This is a genomic window from Vibrio sp. THAF64 (genome assembly GCF_009363455.1).
Lineage (GTDB): Bacteria > Pseudomonadota > Gammaproteobacteria > Enterobacterales > Vibrionaceae > Vibrio > Vibrio coralliilyticus.
In genome coordinates this window covers 515,694-531,708 of the sequence record NZ_CP045356.1, presented here as the reverse complement: position 1 = coordinate 531,708, position 16,015 = coordinate 515,694, and the positions used below count along the sequence as shown (strand labels likewise).

Annotated in this window: 17 protein-coding genes; 10 read left to right on the top strand and 7 right to left on the bottom strand. The window is 44.7% G+C overall.

The annotated features are described in order from the left end of the window. Positions 1-10: 10 nt before the first annotated feature. From FIU99_RS18985 to FIU99_RS18970, 4 genes are read right to left on the bottom strand one after another with little or no spacing between them, the layout of a single operon-like run. Positions 11-865: a hemin ABC transporter substrate-binding protein gene (locus tag FIU99_RS18985; protein WP_152472465.1), complete on the bottom strand. Its 855-nt coding sequence runs from the start codon at positions 863-865 to the stop codon at positions 11-13. Positions 866-873: 8 nt separating this feature from the next. Then, positions 874-1,290: a biopolymer transporter ExbD gene (locus FIU99_RS18980; protein WP_038158278.1), complete on the bottom strand. Its 417-nt coding sequence runs from the start codon at positions 1,288-1,290 to the stop codon at positions 874-876. After that, a complete protein-coding gene (locus tag FIU99_RS18975) occupies positions 1,287-1,976 on the bottom strand; it encodes a MotA/TolQ/ExbB proton channel family protein (protein WP_095664260.1) in 690 nt (229 codons plus the stop codon). Before FIU99_RS18975 ends, FIU99_RS18980 begins: the two co-directional genes overlap by 4 nt. 2 nt (positions 1,977-1,978) lie before the next feature. Continuing rightward, positions 1,979-2,743, bottom strand: a complete 765-nt coding sequence (locus FIU99_RS18970) for an energy transducer TonB (RefSeq protein ID WP_172974082.1) — start codon at positions 2,741-2,743, stop codon at positions 1,979-1,981. Between the two features lie 163 nt (positions 2,744-2,906). On the opposite strand from FIU99_RS18970, the gene hutW reads away from it, so the two are divergent. The 4 genes from hutW (at position 2,907) to FIU99_RS18950 (ending at position 6,016) form a co-directional block, all read left to right on the top strand. Then, complete coding sequence (gene hutW / locus FIU99_RS18965) at positions 2,907-4,280, top strand: heme anaerobic degradation radical SAM methyltransferase ChuW/HutW (protein ID WP_172974077.1); 1,374 nt, start codon at positions 2,907-2,909, stop codon at positions 4,278-4,280. 11 nt (positions 4,281-4,291) lie between these two features. After that, complete coding sequence (gene hutX, locus FIU99_RS18960) at positions 4,292-4,795, top strand: heme utilization cystosolic carrier protein HutX (protein WP_006960634.1); 504 nt, start codon at positions 4,292-4,294, stop codon at positions 4,793-4,795. Between the two features lie 80 nt (positions 4,796-4,875). Then, complete coding sequence (gene hutZ / locus FIU99_RS18955) at positions 4,876-5,406, top strand: heme utilization protein HutZ (protein WP_019277743.1); 531 nt, start codon at positions 4,876-4,878, stop codon at positions 5,404-5,406. A gap of 76 nt (positions 5,407-5,482) precedes the next feature. Next, the gene (locus tag FIU99_RS18950; RefSeq protein WP_152472463.1) at positions 5,483-6,016 is read left to right on the top strand and encodes an ATP:cob(I)alamin adenosyltransferase; all 534 of its coding nucleotides are present in this window, start codon (positions 5,483-5,485) and stop codon (positions 6,014-6,016) included. Between the two features lie 63 nt (positions 6,017-6,079). Here the strand turns inward: FIU99_RS18950 and malK are convergent, their stop codons facing one another. After that, a complete protein-coding gene (gene malK / locus FIU99_RS18945; RefSeq protein ID WP_006960640.1) occupies positions 6,080-7,201 on the bottom strand; it encodes a maltose/maltodextrin ABC transporter ATP-binding protein MalK in 1,122 nt (373 codons plus the stop codon). A 679-nt stretch (positions 7,202-7,880) separates the two neighbouring features. Between malK and malE the strand changes: the two genes are divergently transcribed. From malE to FIU99_RS18915, 6 genes are all read left to right on the top strand, one after another. Beyond that, positions 7,881-9,062, top strand: coding sequence for a maltose/maltodextrin ABC transporter substrate-binding protein MalE (malE, locus tag FIU99_RS18940; RefSeq protein WP_152472462.1), 1,182 nt, complete (start codon positions 7,881-7,883; stop codon positions 9,060-9,062). A gap of 72 nt (positions 9,063-9,134) precedes the next feature. Next, a complete protein-coding gene (gene malF / locus FIU99_RS18935) occupies positions 9,135-10,706 on the top strand; it encodes a maltose ABC transporter permease MalF (protein ID WP_039951955.1) in 1,572 nt (523 codons plus the stop codon). A gap of 11 nt (positions 10,707-10,717) precedes the next feature. Then, entirely contained in the window at positions 10,718-11,608 is an 891-nt protein-coding gene (malG, locus tag FIU99_RS18930) for a maltose ABC transporter permease MalG (protein WP_006960645.1), read from the top strand. 158 nt (positions 11,609-11,766) lie between these two features. Beyond that, positions 11,767-12,213, top strand: a complete 447-nt coding sequence (gene tnpA, locus FIU99_RS18925; RefSeq protein WP_039951144.1) for an IS200/IS605 family transposase — start codon at positions 11,767-11,769, stop codon at positions 12,211-12,213. 540 nt (positions 12,214-12,753) lie between these two features. Next, positions 12,754-13,344, top strand: coding sequence for an outer membrane beta-barrel protein (locus tag FIU99_RS18920; protein ID WP_006960646.1), 591 nt, complete (start codon positions 12,754-12,756; stop codon positions 13,342-13,344). A gap of 75 nt (positions 13,345-13,419) precedes the next feature. Further along, positions 13,420-15,072, top strand: a complete 1,653-nt coding sequence (locus FIU99_RS18915; RefSeq protein WP_006960647.1) for an ABC transporter substrate-binding protein — start codon at positions 13,420-13,422, stop codon at positions 15,070-15,072. A 15-nt stretch (positions 15,073-15,087) separates the two neighbouring features. On the opposite strand, the gene FIU99_RS18910 is transcribed toward FIU99_RS18915, so the two are convergent. Both FIU99_RS18910 and FIU99_RS18905 read right to left on the bottom strand, forming a co-directional pair. Then, positions 15,088-15,333: a hypothetical protein gene (locus FIU99_RS18910; RefSeq protein ID WP_006960648.1), complete on the bottom strand. Its 246-nt coding sequence runs from the start codon at positions 15,331-15,333 to the stop codon at positions 15,088-15,090. A 143-nt stretch (positions 15,334-15,476) separates the two neighbouring features. Then, positions 15,477-15,962, bottom strand: coding sequence for an acyl-CoA thioesterase (locus tag FIU99_RS18905; RefSeq protein ID WP_006960649.1), 486 nt, complete (start codon positions 15,960-15,962; stop codon positions 15,477-15,479). Positions 15,963-16,015: the final 53 nt, after the last annotated feature.

Sequence of the window (16,015 nt, the reverse complement as noted above, 5' to 3'; positions counted from 1 at the left end):
ATTCGGGCGTTTATTCTACGGTAGTCAGGATTTGGCTTAGTCGCTCAGCTTCAGAAAGACTCTTCAAGCCAAGACCGCCGACAAGTGCATGGCCGTCAACAGTAATAATGTTCTTTGATTGACCAGCAGGTGTGGCCGCCAATAGTGGCATTTTAGCCAGAATGGCATCAGCGCCACCCATCTTCTCATAGCTACGACCGCTAACCAGGATGACATCAGGTTGCATCTCTACCATGGCTTCGGTAGACAGTGGCTTGTATGAATCCAGCTTACTTGCCGCAGGGTTAATGCCTCCCGCCAGCTCGATGATCGCATTTGGTGTTGTGCTTGCTCCCGCTACATTGGCCGGGCGTCCTTCATGAATCAGCAGAAACAGGACTTTTTTGGCTTCTTTGGTTTTAGCTTTGTTTTTCTCAAGGCTCGAAATCTGCTGGTTTACTTCCGCTTTGAGCGCTTCAGCGTTCTTCTGGCTATCGGTTAGCGCCGCGATTTCATCAATGCGTTCCAGCAAGCCTTCAGGAGTTGGTAGGGTATTGACGATATCGACTTCAACACCAGCGGTTTTTAGCTGGCTAAGGCTCGTTTCTGGCCCCATTTCATCGGAACCAATCAATCGTGTTGGGTTGAGTGCCATCAAGCCTTCAGAGGACAAACGGCGATGGTAACCAATCTTTGGAAGCTCTAGATCTTGTGGTAGTTCGCTAGTGACATCAACGGCAACCAGCTGGTTTTGCTGCTCTAAAGCGAGGATAAGTTCTGTCACCGCGCTACCAGCGCTGATGATACGTTCATTCGCCATTGCTGTTGCAGCAACTGCAGATAGGGATAGGGCGGCAATTCCTTTGATCAATGTTTTCTTAAGCATAATAGACTCTATTGTTTTAATTCTTCCGTAAGTAGTTGTGTCGCCTGGATACTGTTTTCTTGTAAGAAGGCGAGTAGCTTGACGAGGTATTGCACGTCAGCGGTTTTCTCTGCACCAATCACTATCGGATGATTGTTTGATTTATGCTCTTCCAGCAGAGCAAGTTTGAAGTTTTCCCAATCAATGTATTCTTTGCCATTGATTGCCCAGTAAGGCTCATTTTCGAGAATATTGACGGTAATAGACTTAGTATCCACTTCCGCGACCGCTTGTGAGTCAGTCGTTGGAAGGTCGACTTCCAGTGAATCGAGCTTGACGGCGGCGGTGAGCATGAGGAACACCATGACGATAAAAATAATATCCAGTAGAGGAGTGAGATCTGGAGTTAGACCGAAGTTACTCTTCTCTTGTGATACTTTAATCATGATGACGCCTCGGTCACTGGTATTGGGGCTTTCGTTGATACCTGAGGTGAAACGTGTTGGAGACTGATGCCTTCCAACCACAAGTTAACGTAGTTGAGTGTGTGTTCTAGCTTCGCCATGACTTTATCCGCCCACAGGCCAAGTAACTGAGCGCCAGCAATGGCTGGTAGAGCGATCAGCAGGCCAGCAGCGGTTGTGCGCATTGCCAAACCAAGACCATCAGCGAGATCGTTGGGCGTGATACTGCCCGTTGATGCTGCAACACCTTTGAACATTTCAATAAGGCCAAGTACCGTCCCTAGTAGACCAATCAATGGGCTGATCACACCGATGAGAGTCAGCAAACGAAGACCAGAATTGAGTTGATGACGCTTTTCCTGAAGCCACATACCCGCGGCATCTTCACGCAAAACTTTGGAAAACGAATGGTGGGCTAACAGCATCGCTACGCCTTTATATAGCAGTGGGCGGCGTGGAGAGAGTTTCTCTGCTAGGGCTTCTAGTTGCTGCTTGTCTGAAGGGGAAATTTGGTTGAGCTCATTGCGGATAGCGCGCTTACCCACGCCCAAACTGATCATGACTTGAAACAAACGTTCGGTGATGATCATAACGGTTAATGCTGAACAAATGATCAGTGGCCATGTCATCAGGCCAAGCTGTTCTTGTAATTGATGTAGTTGTTCCATTGTTAATCCAATTTAAAGCGAACGGGTAATCTGACGCGGTGGGCCATTTTTTGTCCGTTAACGATGTGCGGGGAAAATTTCCACTTTTTGATGGCTTTCAGAGCAGAGTTATCCAAGATGGTTGCTCCGGAAGAAGAAATTAAGATTTGTCTGACCTGATCACCGTTTTCATCCAGCCAGACTTCATACATAGCTACGCCTTCAAGCTTTCTTTTCTGTGCGAGTCTCGGATAGACAGGTCGAGTCGGTTTAGATAAGAAGCTAGGTCTGTTTACCAGTACTGGTTCTTGGCTAACGCCTTGGTTTACCTCAGCAGGTTGAGGTTTCGTTTGTTCGACAACCTCTTTTTTCTTTTCTGGCTTCTCTACAGTTTTTTTAACAACAGGCTGATCTTGTGGTTTCTTTTGCGTTGTTTTTTTAACGGGTTTGTCAGTCTTTTTCTCAACCACCTTTTTCTGTTGTTTAGGTGCCTCTTTCTTTACTACCGGCTTCTCTTTCACCACTGGCTTTTTTACTGGCGGTTCGACTTTCGCCGGCTCAACTGGTTTAGGAGGCTCAGGTACTTCTACGGGTTGTTCAGCGACAGGCTCCGGTTCCGCTGGTGGTTGTGGAGTGGGTACGGCTTTGAAATTGATAGAGACCGTGGAAGATTGTGCATCAGCAGGCATCGCATGAAGCTTTGGTTCATCAGCGACAAAGAGAATTGCGGTATGAAGAGCAAGGGAAACGCCTCCTGCTATCGCATATCTTTTTAGGTTCACTACCAGCCTCACGAATGAATCATTTTTTACAACATGGAATCAGATTATTACTTACAATCGAAATAAGATCAATTATCAATTGCATTATCATTTGCACCATTTTATGATCGTTCGCAGTTTTGAAAGATTTAGCGCGAGCCCTTGTGGAATAAGCGTTAAGAGATGTTATGTGATGTTAGATATTTATAAATTTGATGAATCGATTTTGGGAGAGGATACGCCAGATCCACTACGATTTGCGTTCCCCAAAAAGTATTCTGCTCATGCGGGCGGTATGGCATCTCCCATCATGCCTGAACAAAAAGTGCCACTTCTCAACACCTTGTATGAACAACAAGGTCAACGTAACAAAAAGCGTTGCCTATATATTCATATTCCTTTCTGTCGGGTTCGATGTACTTTCTGCAATTTCTTCCAAAATGCTGCGAGCCAAAAACTGGTCGATGACTACTTCGAAGCACTGATTAATGAAATCAAACTGAAGAGCGCTTTGCCTTGGACACAGACGGGTGTTTTCCATGCCGTTTATATCGGTGGTGGAACGCCAACCGATCTCTCGGCTGAGCAGGTGGAACGTCTGGGTAAAGCCATTCGTCAGTACTTCCCGCTTTCTACAGATTGTGAGATCACCTTAGAAGGACGAATCAATCGATTCAGCAACGAAATGTTTGAAAGAGCTCTGGAAGGCGGCTTTAACCGTTTCTCCTTTGGTATTCAGAGTTTTGATACCAAAGTCCGCCGTAGCGCAAAACGTCTGGATGATCGTGAAGTCGTCTTGGAACGTGTCGCGCAGCTCTCTGCCACCGAAGAGGCACCAATCATTCTCGACCTTCTATACGGTCTTCCGTATCAGACGCTAGATGTGTTTGAGCAGGACTTGAATGATTTCATGTCGACAGGCGCTCACGGGTTAGATCTCTATCAGCTTGTGGTCGGTGGAACCGCACCGATGCTGAATTTGGTTGAAAAAGGCAAGATGCCACCACCAGCAACGACACCAGATAAAGCATCAATGTATGAACTTGGCGTCGCTTTTATGGACAAACATTATATGCGCCAGCTAAGTGTTAATCACTGGGCAAGAGACAATCGAGAGCGCAGCCAGTACAACAGCCTCGCTAAGACATACGCTGAAGTATTGCCTATCGGCTGTGGCGCTGGTGGCAACATTGGTGGTTATGGAATGATGAACCACCGTACATTAGAAACTTACATGAACGCGATGAAGTCTGGTGATTCAGTCGTCGCGATGATGACCAAGCAACATGCGCTGGAACCTTTGTTTGCTGCCATTAAATCTGGTTTCGACAAAGGTGTCGTTAGCCGTCATCAACTACCTTTATTAGCAGGTGAAGATACGTTTGATTTCTTTATGCCGCTGTTTGAAGTATGGCAGAACAAAGGCTTAGCGCGCATTGAAGGGGATTACCTAGCGTTGACTTTAGCTGGCAGCTTCTGGGCAGTCAGTTTGACACAAGCCTGCATTCAAGTATTGCAAAAAACACATTCTGAAGTAATCGCGTCACACAAAGTGGCACTCTAAGTGGAATTATTATGGAAGCACTAAAACAACAAGTCGCTCAACTGATCGAGCAAGAACCGACACTTCTACCCGCTGCAATTGCAGAGCGTTTAGAGGTGTCTGAATTCGAAGCGGTAGCGGCTCTACCAGAAGAGATGATTGCCTTGGCTCCGGGAGAGCAAGCTCAGTCTTTCTTGGAAAACTTGGTCGGTTTTGGCCCAGTGACAACCATTGTTCATTCGTTCGGTTCAATTTTTGAAGTGAAGGCACCATTCCCGAAAGGCAAAGTTGCTCGAGGCTACTACAACCTGATGGGTAAAGAAGGCGAGCTTCATGGTCACCTTAAGTTAGACAACGTGAAAAATATTGCTTTAGTTAGCAAGCCGTTCATGGGACGTGAGAGTCACTACTTTGGCTTCTTCTGTGAACAAGGTAATAACATTTTTAAAATCTATCTAGGACGCAACGAAAAGCGTGAGCTGATCGCTGAACAGGTAGAAACATTCAAGCAGTGGCAGCAAGAGCTACGCAAATAAATAAGAGCTCCGGCATGACAGGTTATGCCGAAAGCCAACATTATTAGAAATAAAAAGTATTGAAAAGTCAGGAGTTCAAAATGGATCCACAAGTAAAACAAGAGCGTCTTCAAGGTCGTCTTGGTCCGGAAATCAAAGAGTTTCGCCAAGAGCGCCGCACGCTTCAGCTAGCCACCGTTGATGCTGATGGTCAACCGAACGTGAGCTACGCGCCATTTGTTCAAAACCAGGAAGGTTATTTCATTCTGATCTCAGAAATTGCGCGCCACGCTCGCAACCTTCAGGTTAACCCAAATGTTTCTATCATGATGATCGAAGACGAAGATACGTCAAAGCAGCTGTTTGCGCGTAAGCGTCTGACATTTGATGCGGTAGCAAGTGTCGTTGATCGTGAGTCTGAACAATGGCAACAAATTGTGGGCCAGATGAAAGAACGCTTCGGTGAAATCATTGATGGTCTGAGCCAACTGCAAGACTTTGTTCTATTCAACCTGAAAGCGGAGAAAGGCCTTTTTGTAAAAGGCTTTGGTCAGGCTTATCAGGTATCAGGTGATGATCTGGTTGATTTTGTTCACCTTGAAGAAGGTCATAAGCAGGTAGAAAACGCTTAAGCTGTCCAATTAAGTCGAAAACTGTCTGATAAGGGAGCTATACTGGCTCCCTTTGTTGTATCTGAAAGGGAAAAGCGTGAAACCTGTAAGCAAGGATCATGGGGAAATTTGTTATCCCTTTATTTATGAAAACAGTCCAGTGTGTGATTTTGAGATTGCGGCGGACGAGCTGTGTACAAGGATTGGTCTGGTCCTGACGATGGATCTGGATGACTATAGCCGAGATGTACTGCAACGAGTCCAGCCTTATGTTTATCACTTGAATGGTTCGGTGCGCGGAAAACTGGCAATTTTTGAGGATAACCTGCAGGAGCTTTATCATGATTACAATACACTGCGTGAAAAGCTAGACGGAGGTTTTAAAGGCTTTGTATTGCCCGGAGGGCATCCTATTTCAGCAGAGTTGCATTTGTGCAGGACACAAGCGAAGAAAGTTGTGCGTGCTCTTGTGGCGATCGAACATGCGGGTAAAAAATCGCCTGATCCTATTTTGTTTCGATATGCTAATTTGCTAGCGAATGTCATGTATACGTTGGCTTCTTATACCAACCGCATGCAACAAGTCGTTGAAACGGAATTCGTTAGCAAAAGTTATCCAATGCCAAAATAGTATGGGGTAACGAAAATGAAAACGCCCGGCATTGAGCCGGGCGTTGTTTTAATCGGTTGATGATTATGCTTCGAAATCAACACCTGCTTCTTTGTACAGGCGGCGACAAGCTTTACCATCACTGTGGAACAAGTGACAACGGTGTGCTGGAATGCCTACCATCAGTTTGTCTCCAGCTTCTACCGCTAGCGTATCTGGTTGGCGATAGATCATATCTGCGTCAGCTGCATCAATGTGCATGTACACCTGAGTTTCGTTACCCAACTTCTCTACGATGTTGACTTCACCTTCAATGGCAGCATCACCTTGATCAGCTGGAAGCAAGTGTTCTGGGCGCACACCCAGTGACATACGCTCGCCACGTGTTACCGTGCGGCCATCAACCGGAATCCAGAAAGTGGTACCGTTAGCCAGTTGAACCATGACTCGATCGTCTTCTACAGCTTCAATGAAGACACTCATGAAGTTCATTTTAGGTGAGCCGATGAAACCAGCCACAAAGCGGTTTTGAGGGTAATGGTATAGCTCAAGTGGTTTACCAACCTGAGCAACATAGCCTGCGTCCAATACCACGATCTTATCAGCCATAGTCATAGCTTCTACCTGATCGTGAGTTACATAAATCATGGTACAACCTAGTTTGCGCTGAAGCTTAGTAATCTCAGAACGCATCTGAACACGTAAAGCTGCATCTAGGTTTGATAGTGGTTCATCAAGAAGGAAAACATTAGGTTGAGAAACCAGAGTACGACCAATCGCTACACGCTGACGCTGACCACCTGAAAGGGCTTTTGGTTGACGATCTAGCAGGTGACTCAGTTGAAGAATTTCCGCTGCGTGTTCAACGCGCTTGTCGATTTCACCTTTGTCGGCTTTCGCCAGCTTGAGGCCAAACGACATGTTGTCGTATAAGTTCAGGTGTGGGTATAACGCGTAAGACTGGAATACCATACCTACGCCGCGCTGAGAAGGTTCAACTTCATTCATGCGCTCTTCACCAATGTAAAGATCACCTGAAGTAATGTCTTCTAGACCAGCAATACAACGTAGCAGAGTTGATTTACCACAGCCTGATGGACCGACGAAGACAACAAACTCGCCTTCTTGAATGTCCAGATCAACGTTCTTTGAGATTAAAACGTCGCCATAAGCTTTACATACATTTTTTAACGTGACACTCGCCATCTAGCTCGCCCTCGATCAATATTTTTATTTTACTGCCCATCATTATATGAATTATCGCGCGAGCAGTAAGTGTAGGAATTCGGTAAGGTGAATTGAAGTGTAAGAAAATAAGGGTGATGGATTCAATCGCATCACCCGTCAAAGCCAAAATAAAGTTCGCTTCCCCCGTATGAAAGTAACTGTCTCCCCCGTTGAATCCAAACTGGTAATGACACCAGAATCACTACGAACATCTACTTCATAACAGCGAACCCCACGGCATTGCAAACCAGCTTTAGTTTGATTGCAAAGCAATCATAAACACACTGGAAAGGGTTCTTACCATCCACTCTTGGATGACTGTAGTTTGGCTTTCTTGGACTGTTACTGCATCCTCCTGATGATTTTTTTTAAAGGGGTAGTAGGCGGGGAGTAGGGAGAGGAGGGCTGATCGCACGGAGTTAGATCGAGTTCAAAGAAATCTGGGGTTTGATAGTGAAACCGATCACGTTAAGCGTCATTTTTGTGATTCTGGTCGCCTTCGTCGAAGGATGACGATCACGAAAATAGGCCATAATACCGAGGGCGTAGGGAGTAGGAGGATGAGCTAATTGACAGTTTAGCTAAAAATGTATGTCGAAATACGGTGAAACCTCTGAACGGTGGAACCCTACAACACAAATATAAAAAGGATATGATCATGAAAAACGCCCTAAGCACAGTGGCACTAGGTACCCTAGTTGCTCTTGGCTCATTTGGTGCAAATGCTGCTATCGAAGAAGGTCAATTAACTATCTGGATCAACGGCGATAAAGGTTACAACGGACTTGCTGAAGTAGGAAAACAGTTTGAAGAAGAAACGGGGATCAAAGTAACAGTTGCTCACCCAGACGCACTTCAAGACAAGTTCCCTCAAACTGCAGCGACCGGTGATGGTCCTGATATTGTGTTCTGGGCTCACGACCGTTTTGGTGGTTACGCTGAAGCAGGTCTTCTAAGTGAAATTAAGCCGTCTAAAGAAGTGAAAGAAGGCATCGTAGACTTCGCGTGGGATGCGGTTAAATACAACGGCAAAATCATCGGTTACCCAGTTGCGGTTGAATCTCTGTCTCTTATCTACAACAAAGACCTAGTGCCAAACCCACCTAAGAGTTGGGAAGAATTTGAAGCACTCGACACTAAGCTGAAGAAAGAAGGCAAGTCTGCCATCATGTGGAACCTGAAAGAACCATACTTCACATGGCCACTAATGGCGGCTGATGGTGGTTACGCGTTCAAATACGGCGCAGAAGGCTACGACATCAAAGACGCGGGTATCGCGAACGATGGCGTCAAAGACGCAATGAACTTTGTAAAAGGTCTGGTAGACAAAGGCGTGATCTCTTCTGATATGGATTACTCAGTTTCTGAGTCTGCGTTTAACCAAGGCAATACAGCGATGACCATCAACGGCCCATGGGCTTGGGGTAACATCGAGAAATCTGGCATCAACTACGGTGTAACCACTCTGCCTAAATTCAATGGCCAATCTTCTAAACCATTCGTTGGTGTACTAACAGCGGGTATCAGCACAGCTTCTCCAAACAAAGATCTAGCGGTTGAGTTCATCGAGAACTACCTACTGACTAACGACGGTCTACGTAAAGTTAACAATGACAAGCCACTAGGTGCGGTAGCGCTTAACTCTTTCCAACGTGAGCTAGATGCAGACAAGCGCATTGCAGCGACAATGGATAACGCGATGAACGGCGAAATCATGCCAAACATCCCTCAGATGAACGCATTCTGGGGCAGCGCGAAAAACGCAATCATCAACATCGTTGATGGTCGTCAGTCTGTAGATGCAGCACTGGCTGACGCAGAAAAACAAATGACAAAATAATTGTCGACCTTTTTAAGGAGGGGGTAACCCCTCCTTCATTTCTTTGTTTTATTATCGCTAGCAGGTTCTTTTATGCAGTCAGTTCAAGGTACAGATGCTATGACATCACCAACAACGAGCTTGCCTTCAAGTAAAAATGTATTCATAAAGTGGGCGCTTCTTGGCTCAGTCGGTATTCTTAATGGCTACGCGACGATTCTAATGTATTCACGTGGTGAGATTGCGTTTGCACTTCTTACCCTTATCATAACCGCACTTGCCCTTTATATCTTTGGTAGTAAAAAGACTTACGCACATCGCTACATTTACCCAGGTATCGCAGGCATGATTTTATTCATCCTGTTCCCGCTGGCGTACACCGTTGGTCTTGCCTTCACTAACTACAGTGCGAAAAACCAGCTTTCTTTTGAACGTGCTCAGTCTGTTTTGCTTGATCGTACTTATCAAAGTGGTGATAGCTACCCGTTCTCTCTTATCAAGACAGAGAATGGCCACCGTATCTCTGTGAAAAAAGGTGATCAGCTGTTCGCAACAGAAGAATTCAACCTCGCTACGTTATCTGGTGATATGTCGTTGACTCCTGTCGAGCAAGTTGAAGGTGAAAAAGAGAAAATTAAAGCCATCATCAAGAATAAATCTGTTCTTGGCGCTGTAGACCTGCACTTGCCGTCAGGTGAAGACATTCGTATGAGTGGTTTGCGCAAGTTTGCGGCAGTTGTCCCACTTTACACTTTGCAAGCGGATGGGGAGACGCTCTACAACAATGAAACGCAAGAAAACCTACGCCCTAACAATGAAGTCGGCTTTTACCAACCAGTTGATGAAAATGGTCAATTTGTAGGCTCAACTGTCTCACCAGGCTTTATTGTAACTATTGGTACTGATAACTTTGAGCGTGTCTGGAAAGATGACGGTATCAAAGAACCCTTTATTAGTATCTTCATCTGGACGATTGTATTCTCGGCAGTCAGTGTCGCTCTGACTGTTCTGATTGGTTTGGTTCTGGCAAGTGTTGTTCAATGGGAAGAGCTGAAAGGGCGAGCGATTTATCGCGTATTGTTGATACTGCCTTACGCTGTTCCTGCCTTTATCTCGATTCTTATCTTCAAAGGTTTGTTCAACCAGAGCTTTGGTGAAGTGAACATGGTCTTGGAGGCGATGTTTGGCATCAGCCCAACGTGGTTCTCTGACCCGTTCTTGGCGAAACTGATGATCATCATCGTGAACACTTGGTTAGGCTTCCCTTACATGATGATTCTGTGTATGGGCCTACTTAAAGCGATTCCAGAAGATTTGTATGAAGCATCGGCGATTGATGGAGCGAACTTTATCGACAACTTCCGTCGCATCACGCTGCCACTTATGATCAAACCACTGACGCCACTACTAATTGCGAGCTTTGCGTTTAACTTCAACAACTTTGTATTGATTCAGCTTCTGACTCAAGGTGGTCCGAACATGATTGGTACGTCGGAGCCTGCGGGCTACACCGACCTATTGGTTAACTACACATACCGCATCGCATTTGAAGGTGCTGGTGGTCAGGACTTTGGTCTGGCAAGTGCAATCGCTACGCTTATCTTCTTGTTGGTTGGTGCGCTAGCGCTATTGAACCTTCGTGTAACAAAAGTAGCTCAGGACTAAGGAGAGACACAATGGCAATGGTACAAGGCAAGTCATTAAAATACCGTGTTTGGGCTACTCACATCGCAATGTGGGCGTTCCTAGCACTGATTATCTTCCCGCTGTTGATGATCATCGCGATTTCTTTCCGTGAAGGTAACTTCGCAACGGGGAGCATTATTCCAGAAAACCCATCTTTAGAGCACTGGAAGCTGGCATTAGGCTTTTCCGTAACTAATGCGGATGGTTCAGTTACTCCACCGCCATTCCCTGTTCTAACATGGTTGTGGAACTCGGTAAAAGTCGCTGGGATTAGCTCGATTCTTATCGTGACACTTTCTACAACCTCGGCATACGCGTTTGCACGTATGAGGTTCAAAGGTAAGAACACCATCCTTAAGGCAATGATGATCTTTCAGATGTTCCCAGCTGTACTAGCATTGGTGGCGATTTATGCTCTATTTGACAAGCTAGGCCAGTATATTCCATTCCTAGGTCTGAATACTCATGGCGGTTTGATCTTCTCTTACCTCGGCGGTATCGCGCTTCATGTGTGGACGATTAAGGGATACTTCGAGACGATTGATAATTCGCTAGAAGAAGCGGCAGCATTGGATGGAGCAACACCTTGGCAGGCGTTCCGATTGGTTCTACTTCCTTTGTCGGTGCCAATTCTTGCAGTAGTGTTTATCTTGTCATTCATTATGGTGGTCGGTGAAGTTCCGGTGGCATCTTTGCTACTTTCTGATGTAAACTCATATACATTAGCGGTTGGTATGCAGCAGTATCTTTACCCCCAAAACTATCTATGGGGTGATTTCGCGGCAGCAGCAGTATTATCTGCACTACCAATTACCATCGTATTCTTACTTGCGCAGCGCTGGTTGGTCGGAGGATTAACCGCCGGTGGTGTGAAAGGCTAATAAGAACGATAAGGGCGACCGTGAGGTCGCCCATTTTGTTTTCTGGCCCTAAACCACCTTCTTTAGAAGGTGGTGATCGTTCTTTTGGGCTTTGCCCGAAGAACGCTCATGTTCAAGATGTCCTCGTTTGCAACCAACAAATGAAGGAAATAACGAACATGAGCAGATATGAATCCGCTTCACACGTTTATCATCGGTGCCAATATCATATTGTTTGGACACCTAAATATCGACTAAAGATTCTGAAAGGAAATTTAGGCAAAGAGCTGTATCGAAGTATCTACGTTTACAGCAATATGAAGAAATGCAAGGTTGTCGAGCTTAACGTCCAAATTGATCATGTCCATTTAGTCGTGAGGCTTCCGCCGAGCATGAGTATCTCAAATTACATGGGGTTTGTTAAAGGTCGTACAGCGATTAGGTTGTTTAACAAATTTCCGTATTTGAGAAAGAAAAAGCTCTGGGGTAATAAGTTCTGGCAACGAGGTTACTTTGTTGATTCGGTAGGGATGAACGAGGAAATTATACGTAGATACGTCAGGCACCAAGATCGTGTGGGGAAAGAAGAAGAGGAGCGACAAATGCTTCTAGGGTTAGATAAATAGCAGTGAGCCCCCTTATAGGGGGCCAACCAAAGCCACCTGCTATGCAGGTGGATTTTTACTTCTCGACTTAACACTTTTGGTTTGGCCGCCGATCAGTTAAGAAGAGGGCAAAACTGGCGTTACGCATAGCTGGCTGTTAGCTTAGATTCCTTACTATTTCACTACTAACAGTTTTTGTAACCAAAACCCGAGTTTAATCGGGTTTTTTTATGTCTTTTCACTACGTATTCATTCTGCAACAGTCTTACTTATCTTTTAATTTCAATGAAATGTAGATACTTACAGAAATAGTATGTCACTGGTTCTTGAGGGGAGAATGGGGCCCATTCTCTGCTGGATTACATACAGAAATGAAAGAAAAGTGACCTTTATTTTGAGTTGTGAATAAAAAAAGTAGAAAATTTACGAAAATATTCTGCGTGTTTTATTGATAAGCAAAGCTCTATTATCAGTTCTGTTTCGAAACCCAATGATAGGGAAAACATTGGCTACATAGGGAAGTGTCAATCTGAAAGTTCAATAAGATAGGCAGTAGATACAATGTTAAAAAAATCAATTTTAGTGATCGCACTTGCGGGAATATGTTCGGTTGCAAACGCAAACCCTTATCTTGGTGTGGCAGTAGGTCAAGCTAAGTTTAAAGACACTTACTCTTCTTACAACACCACTTTATTTGGAAACGGCTCATACAAGTTAGACTTGGAAGATGATGACAGCACGGCAGCGAAGCTATTTGTTGGTTATCAGTTCAATGATTATTTCGCGATAGAAGGCTCACTTGGTGGTTATGATGCTATCGATGGCTCTTATGTGTCTATTGGTGATATGACGTTTTTGGCAACACAAGCTAAAGGCATTCTGCCAATTGGTGATCGATTCAATCTATTTGTTAAAGGGGGGATCGCATACTTCGGTGCTGAGTTCAAAACGAGTTATGCTACAGTTTCTGATGAGGCTATCACAGGAATGTATGGTGCAGGTGCTGAGTTTGCAATCTCTAAAAATATCAAGCTGAGTGCTGAGTTTGATTATATTAGACCTGAGCTTGAGGTAGTTAAAATTGGTAACGAAACCTTGAGTGTAGAGTCAGATATTACCACTCTGTCACTAGGCTTAAGTTATCACTTCTAGCCATGAAACGAAGGAGCTCTATTTTTAGAGCTCCTTATGTCTTCTTAAACAGGGGCGATGAATTTTGGAGTATTCGTGAACGATGTGAATATAAGATACCTTGAGTTGCTACTTAAAAAGTACCAGCTTAATCAGGTTTACTCAGTTGGTCTTGGTGAACTTGAGACTGTGCTTTGTACCTCAAGACGCAATGTTTCAACCGTAATGGGTAAGTTAGCGAATATTGGCTGGGTGTATTGGCAGCCTGCAGTAGGGCGTGGCAAGAGCAGTAAACTTAAGGTAAAAAAATCTCTCCAACAAGTTCTCTCCATTATTTTTCTTTATGAACTCGAACAAGCGCAGTCTAAAGTCATTACGAAATTGCTTGAAAGTTATGGATTAGTTGCGATTCGAGCACTCAGTGTCGCTGCTGAAGAGTTTAACGAGAGAAACGAGCAAGTTAACTCAGTATTTATTTCCTCCTATCCTTGGGTCAATACCATTGACCCCGCCCAAACTTATCGCGCCTCAGAGTTGCAAGTCATTAAAAGTGTTTACGATGTTTTGATAAGACAAGACCAAGACGGCAGCCTACTGCCTGGGTTAGCCCATCATTGGGAACAGAATGACAATGTGATCAGTTTGTGGCTTAGACCACTGATTTACCGGCATGATGGTGAGTTGCTTGCAATAGAGGATGTGGTTTGGAGCTTGGAGCGCCTACGCGATTACTCTGGCCCGGTTCGAGATCTGGTGAGTGGTATTGAAACAATAGATATTACTGCCTCCGACAAAGTCGAGATTACACTGAACTTTCCCAATAAATTATTTATTTACGCTTTGGCAATGCCCTACGCGTCTATTATTTGTCGAGATCAGCTATGTTTCGGTAATGGTTATACCTGCCATGTCGGAACCGGACCGTATAAGGTTGATAGATGGAATGAAGAAAGCCTTTCTCTCAAAGCTCACAATGATTATTACGCTGCACGGGCTTTGATAGAAAAGGTGACGCTGTCTCACAACACAGAGATAATTGAAAATGCGCTTAGCTTTAATCAGGAAGTGGGCGAAGTTGAAGTAGAATCAATCAATGCCTTCTCTTATCTCACCTATCATGAGCGTGCCGACAGTGAGCTAAACCCAGCTACTTGGGATGTGTTAGCTAACTACATTGCCCAAAGTAAATACGATTATGATGAAGATAACGCTGTTGAGGGGGTAGACCTCCAACAATTATCGGAAAATATGTTGCCGGTTGAGCCTCCAAAACTTGAAGGTCGAGTGGTGATTGCAGAGCCTATTTGGACCATTCCCAGTTTAATTCGTAATGCAAAATGGTTACATAGACTGATCCGTTCAACGGGACTAGAACTTGACGTCCATATTGTCGAAGACATTAGTCACCCTGAGGCAGCCACTGCACATGCTGATCTTATGTTGATTGAAGAGATAGTCGAGGCGCCTCTTGAATACGGCCTGTTTGAGTGGCTATCCATCTCGACGGGGCTACGTTTCGCGTTAAATGAGCGGGGCATGGAAACTCATCAACAGAGAATTCGTCAAGCAGTGAGTGCACACGTGCCTCTTGTCGAGTTACAGAAAATAGAGCAAGAGCTATATGAGAGTAAACGTTGTGTGGCGCTTTTTTGTGGGAAAGAGGAAGTAACGAAAGTGCAGCAAGTTCGTGGTGTGCAAATTAGGCCAACGGGGTATAGCGATTTTTACAAACTCTGGATTTCTAAATAGTCAGTGTCGTTTGGGTTAAAATTCGCGATTAGAAGGCGCACATCCTAAATACTGAAGTAGCACGTAAATACTTTCTTGAGAAAGCGCAACTCGACGAAACAGGTCAGCAAAGGTATCGTCACCACCAAAGCAGGTTTGAATATAATGGTTGATTTCCGAATCGGCGTAGCCTTCAACATACATAGTGCGTACCCATTGGTATTCAACAGCCTTTGGGTTGGCTAAGGTGGTTTCGCTAAGTGTTGTATGGCTAAGGTTCACGCCAGTTCCTTCATTCTACTTAATCGATTGCGGATTTAATCAAACCAAGATGAAGGAAAAATGACAGATGTGTTGCGATGATATTAATCTGACATAAAAAAGCGAAAAAAGAGGCCTTTAAGCCTCTTTTTTTGATAGGAATGTTATTTCAGATACTTTACATGCGCTTCCATTTCTTCACCGATTTGTTTACGCATGTTCATTAAACGAATCGCTGAATCTCTTAATTCAATATCGTCTTTGGTTTCTGGAATCCACTCAGGGACAGGTGAAGGTTTGCCTTCTCCGTCTACCGCAACCATGATGACAATACAATGCGTTGTCAGGCGATTTTTCAGCTCTTTTGGATCACTGGCTTGGACGTCAATAGCAATATGCATTGAGGTTTTGCCTGTGTAAATGACTTTGGCGCTGACTTCAACTAAATTACCGACGTGTATTGGAGCAACAAAGCGGATACCACCTGCATATGCCGTAATACAGTACTTACCACTCCATGCCGCTGCGTTGGCATAGGCTGCCAAATCGATCCATTTCATGACGGCGCCGCCATGAACTTTACCACCAAAGTTGACATCTCCGGGTTCAGCTAGAAATCTTAGTGTTATATCGCGTTGACCATTACTCATCTGTCAATCCTTTGTTTTTATGTGTTTGTTAAACTTATTAACAAACACTTCAA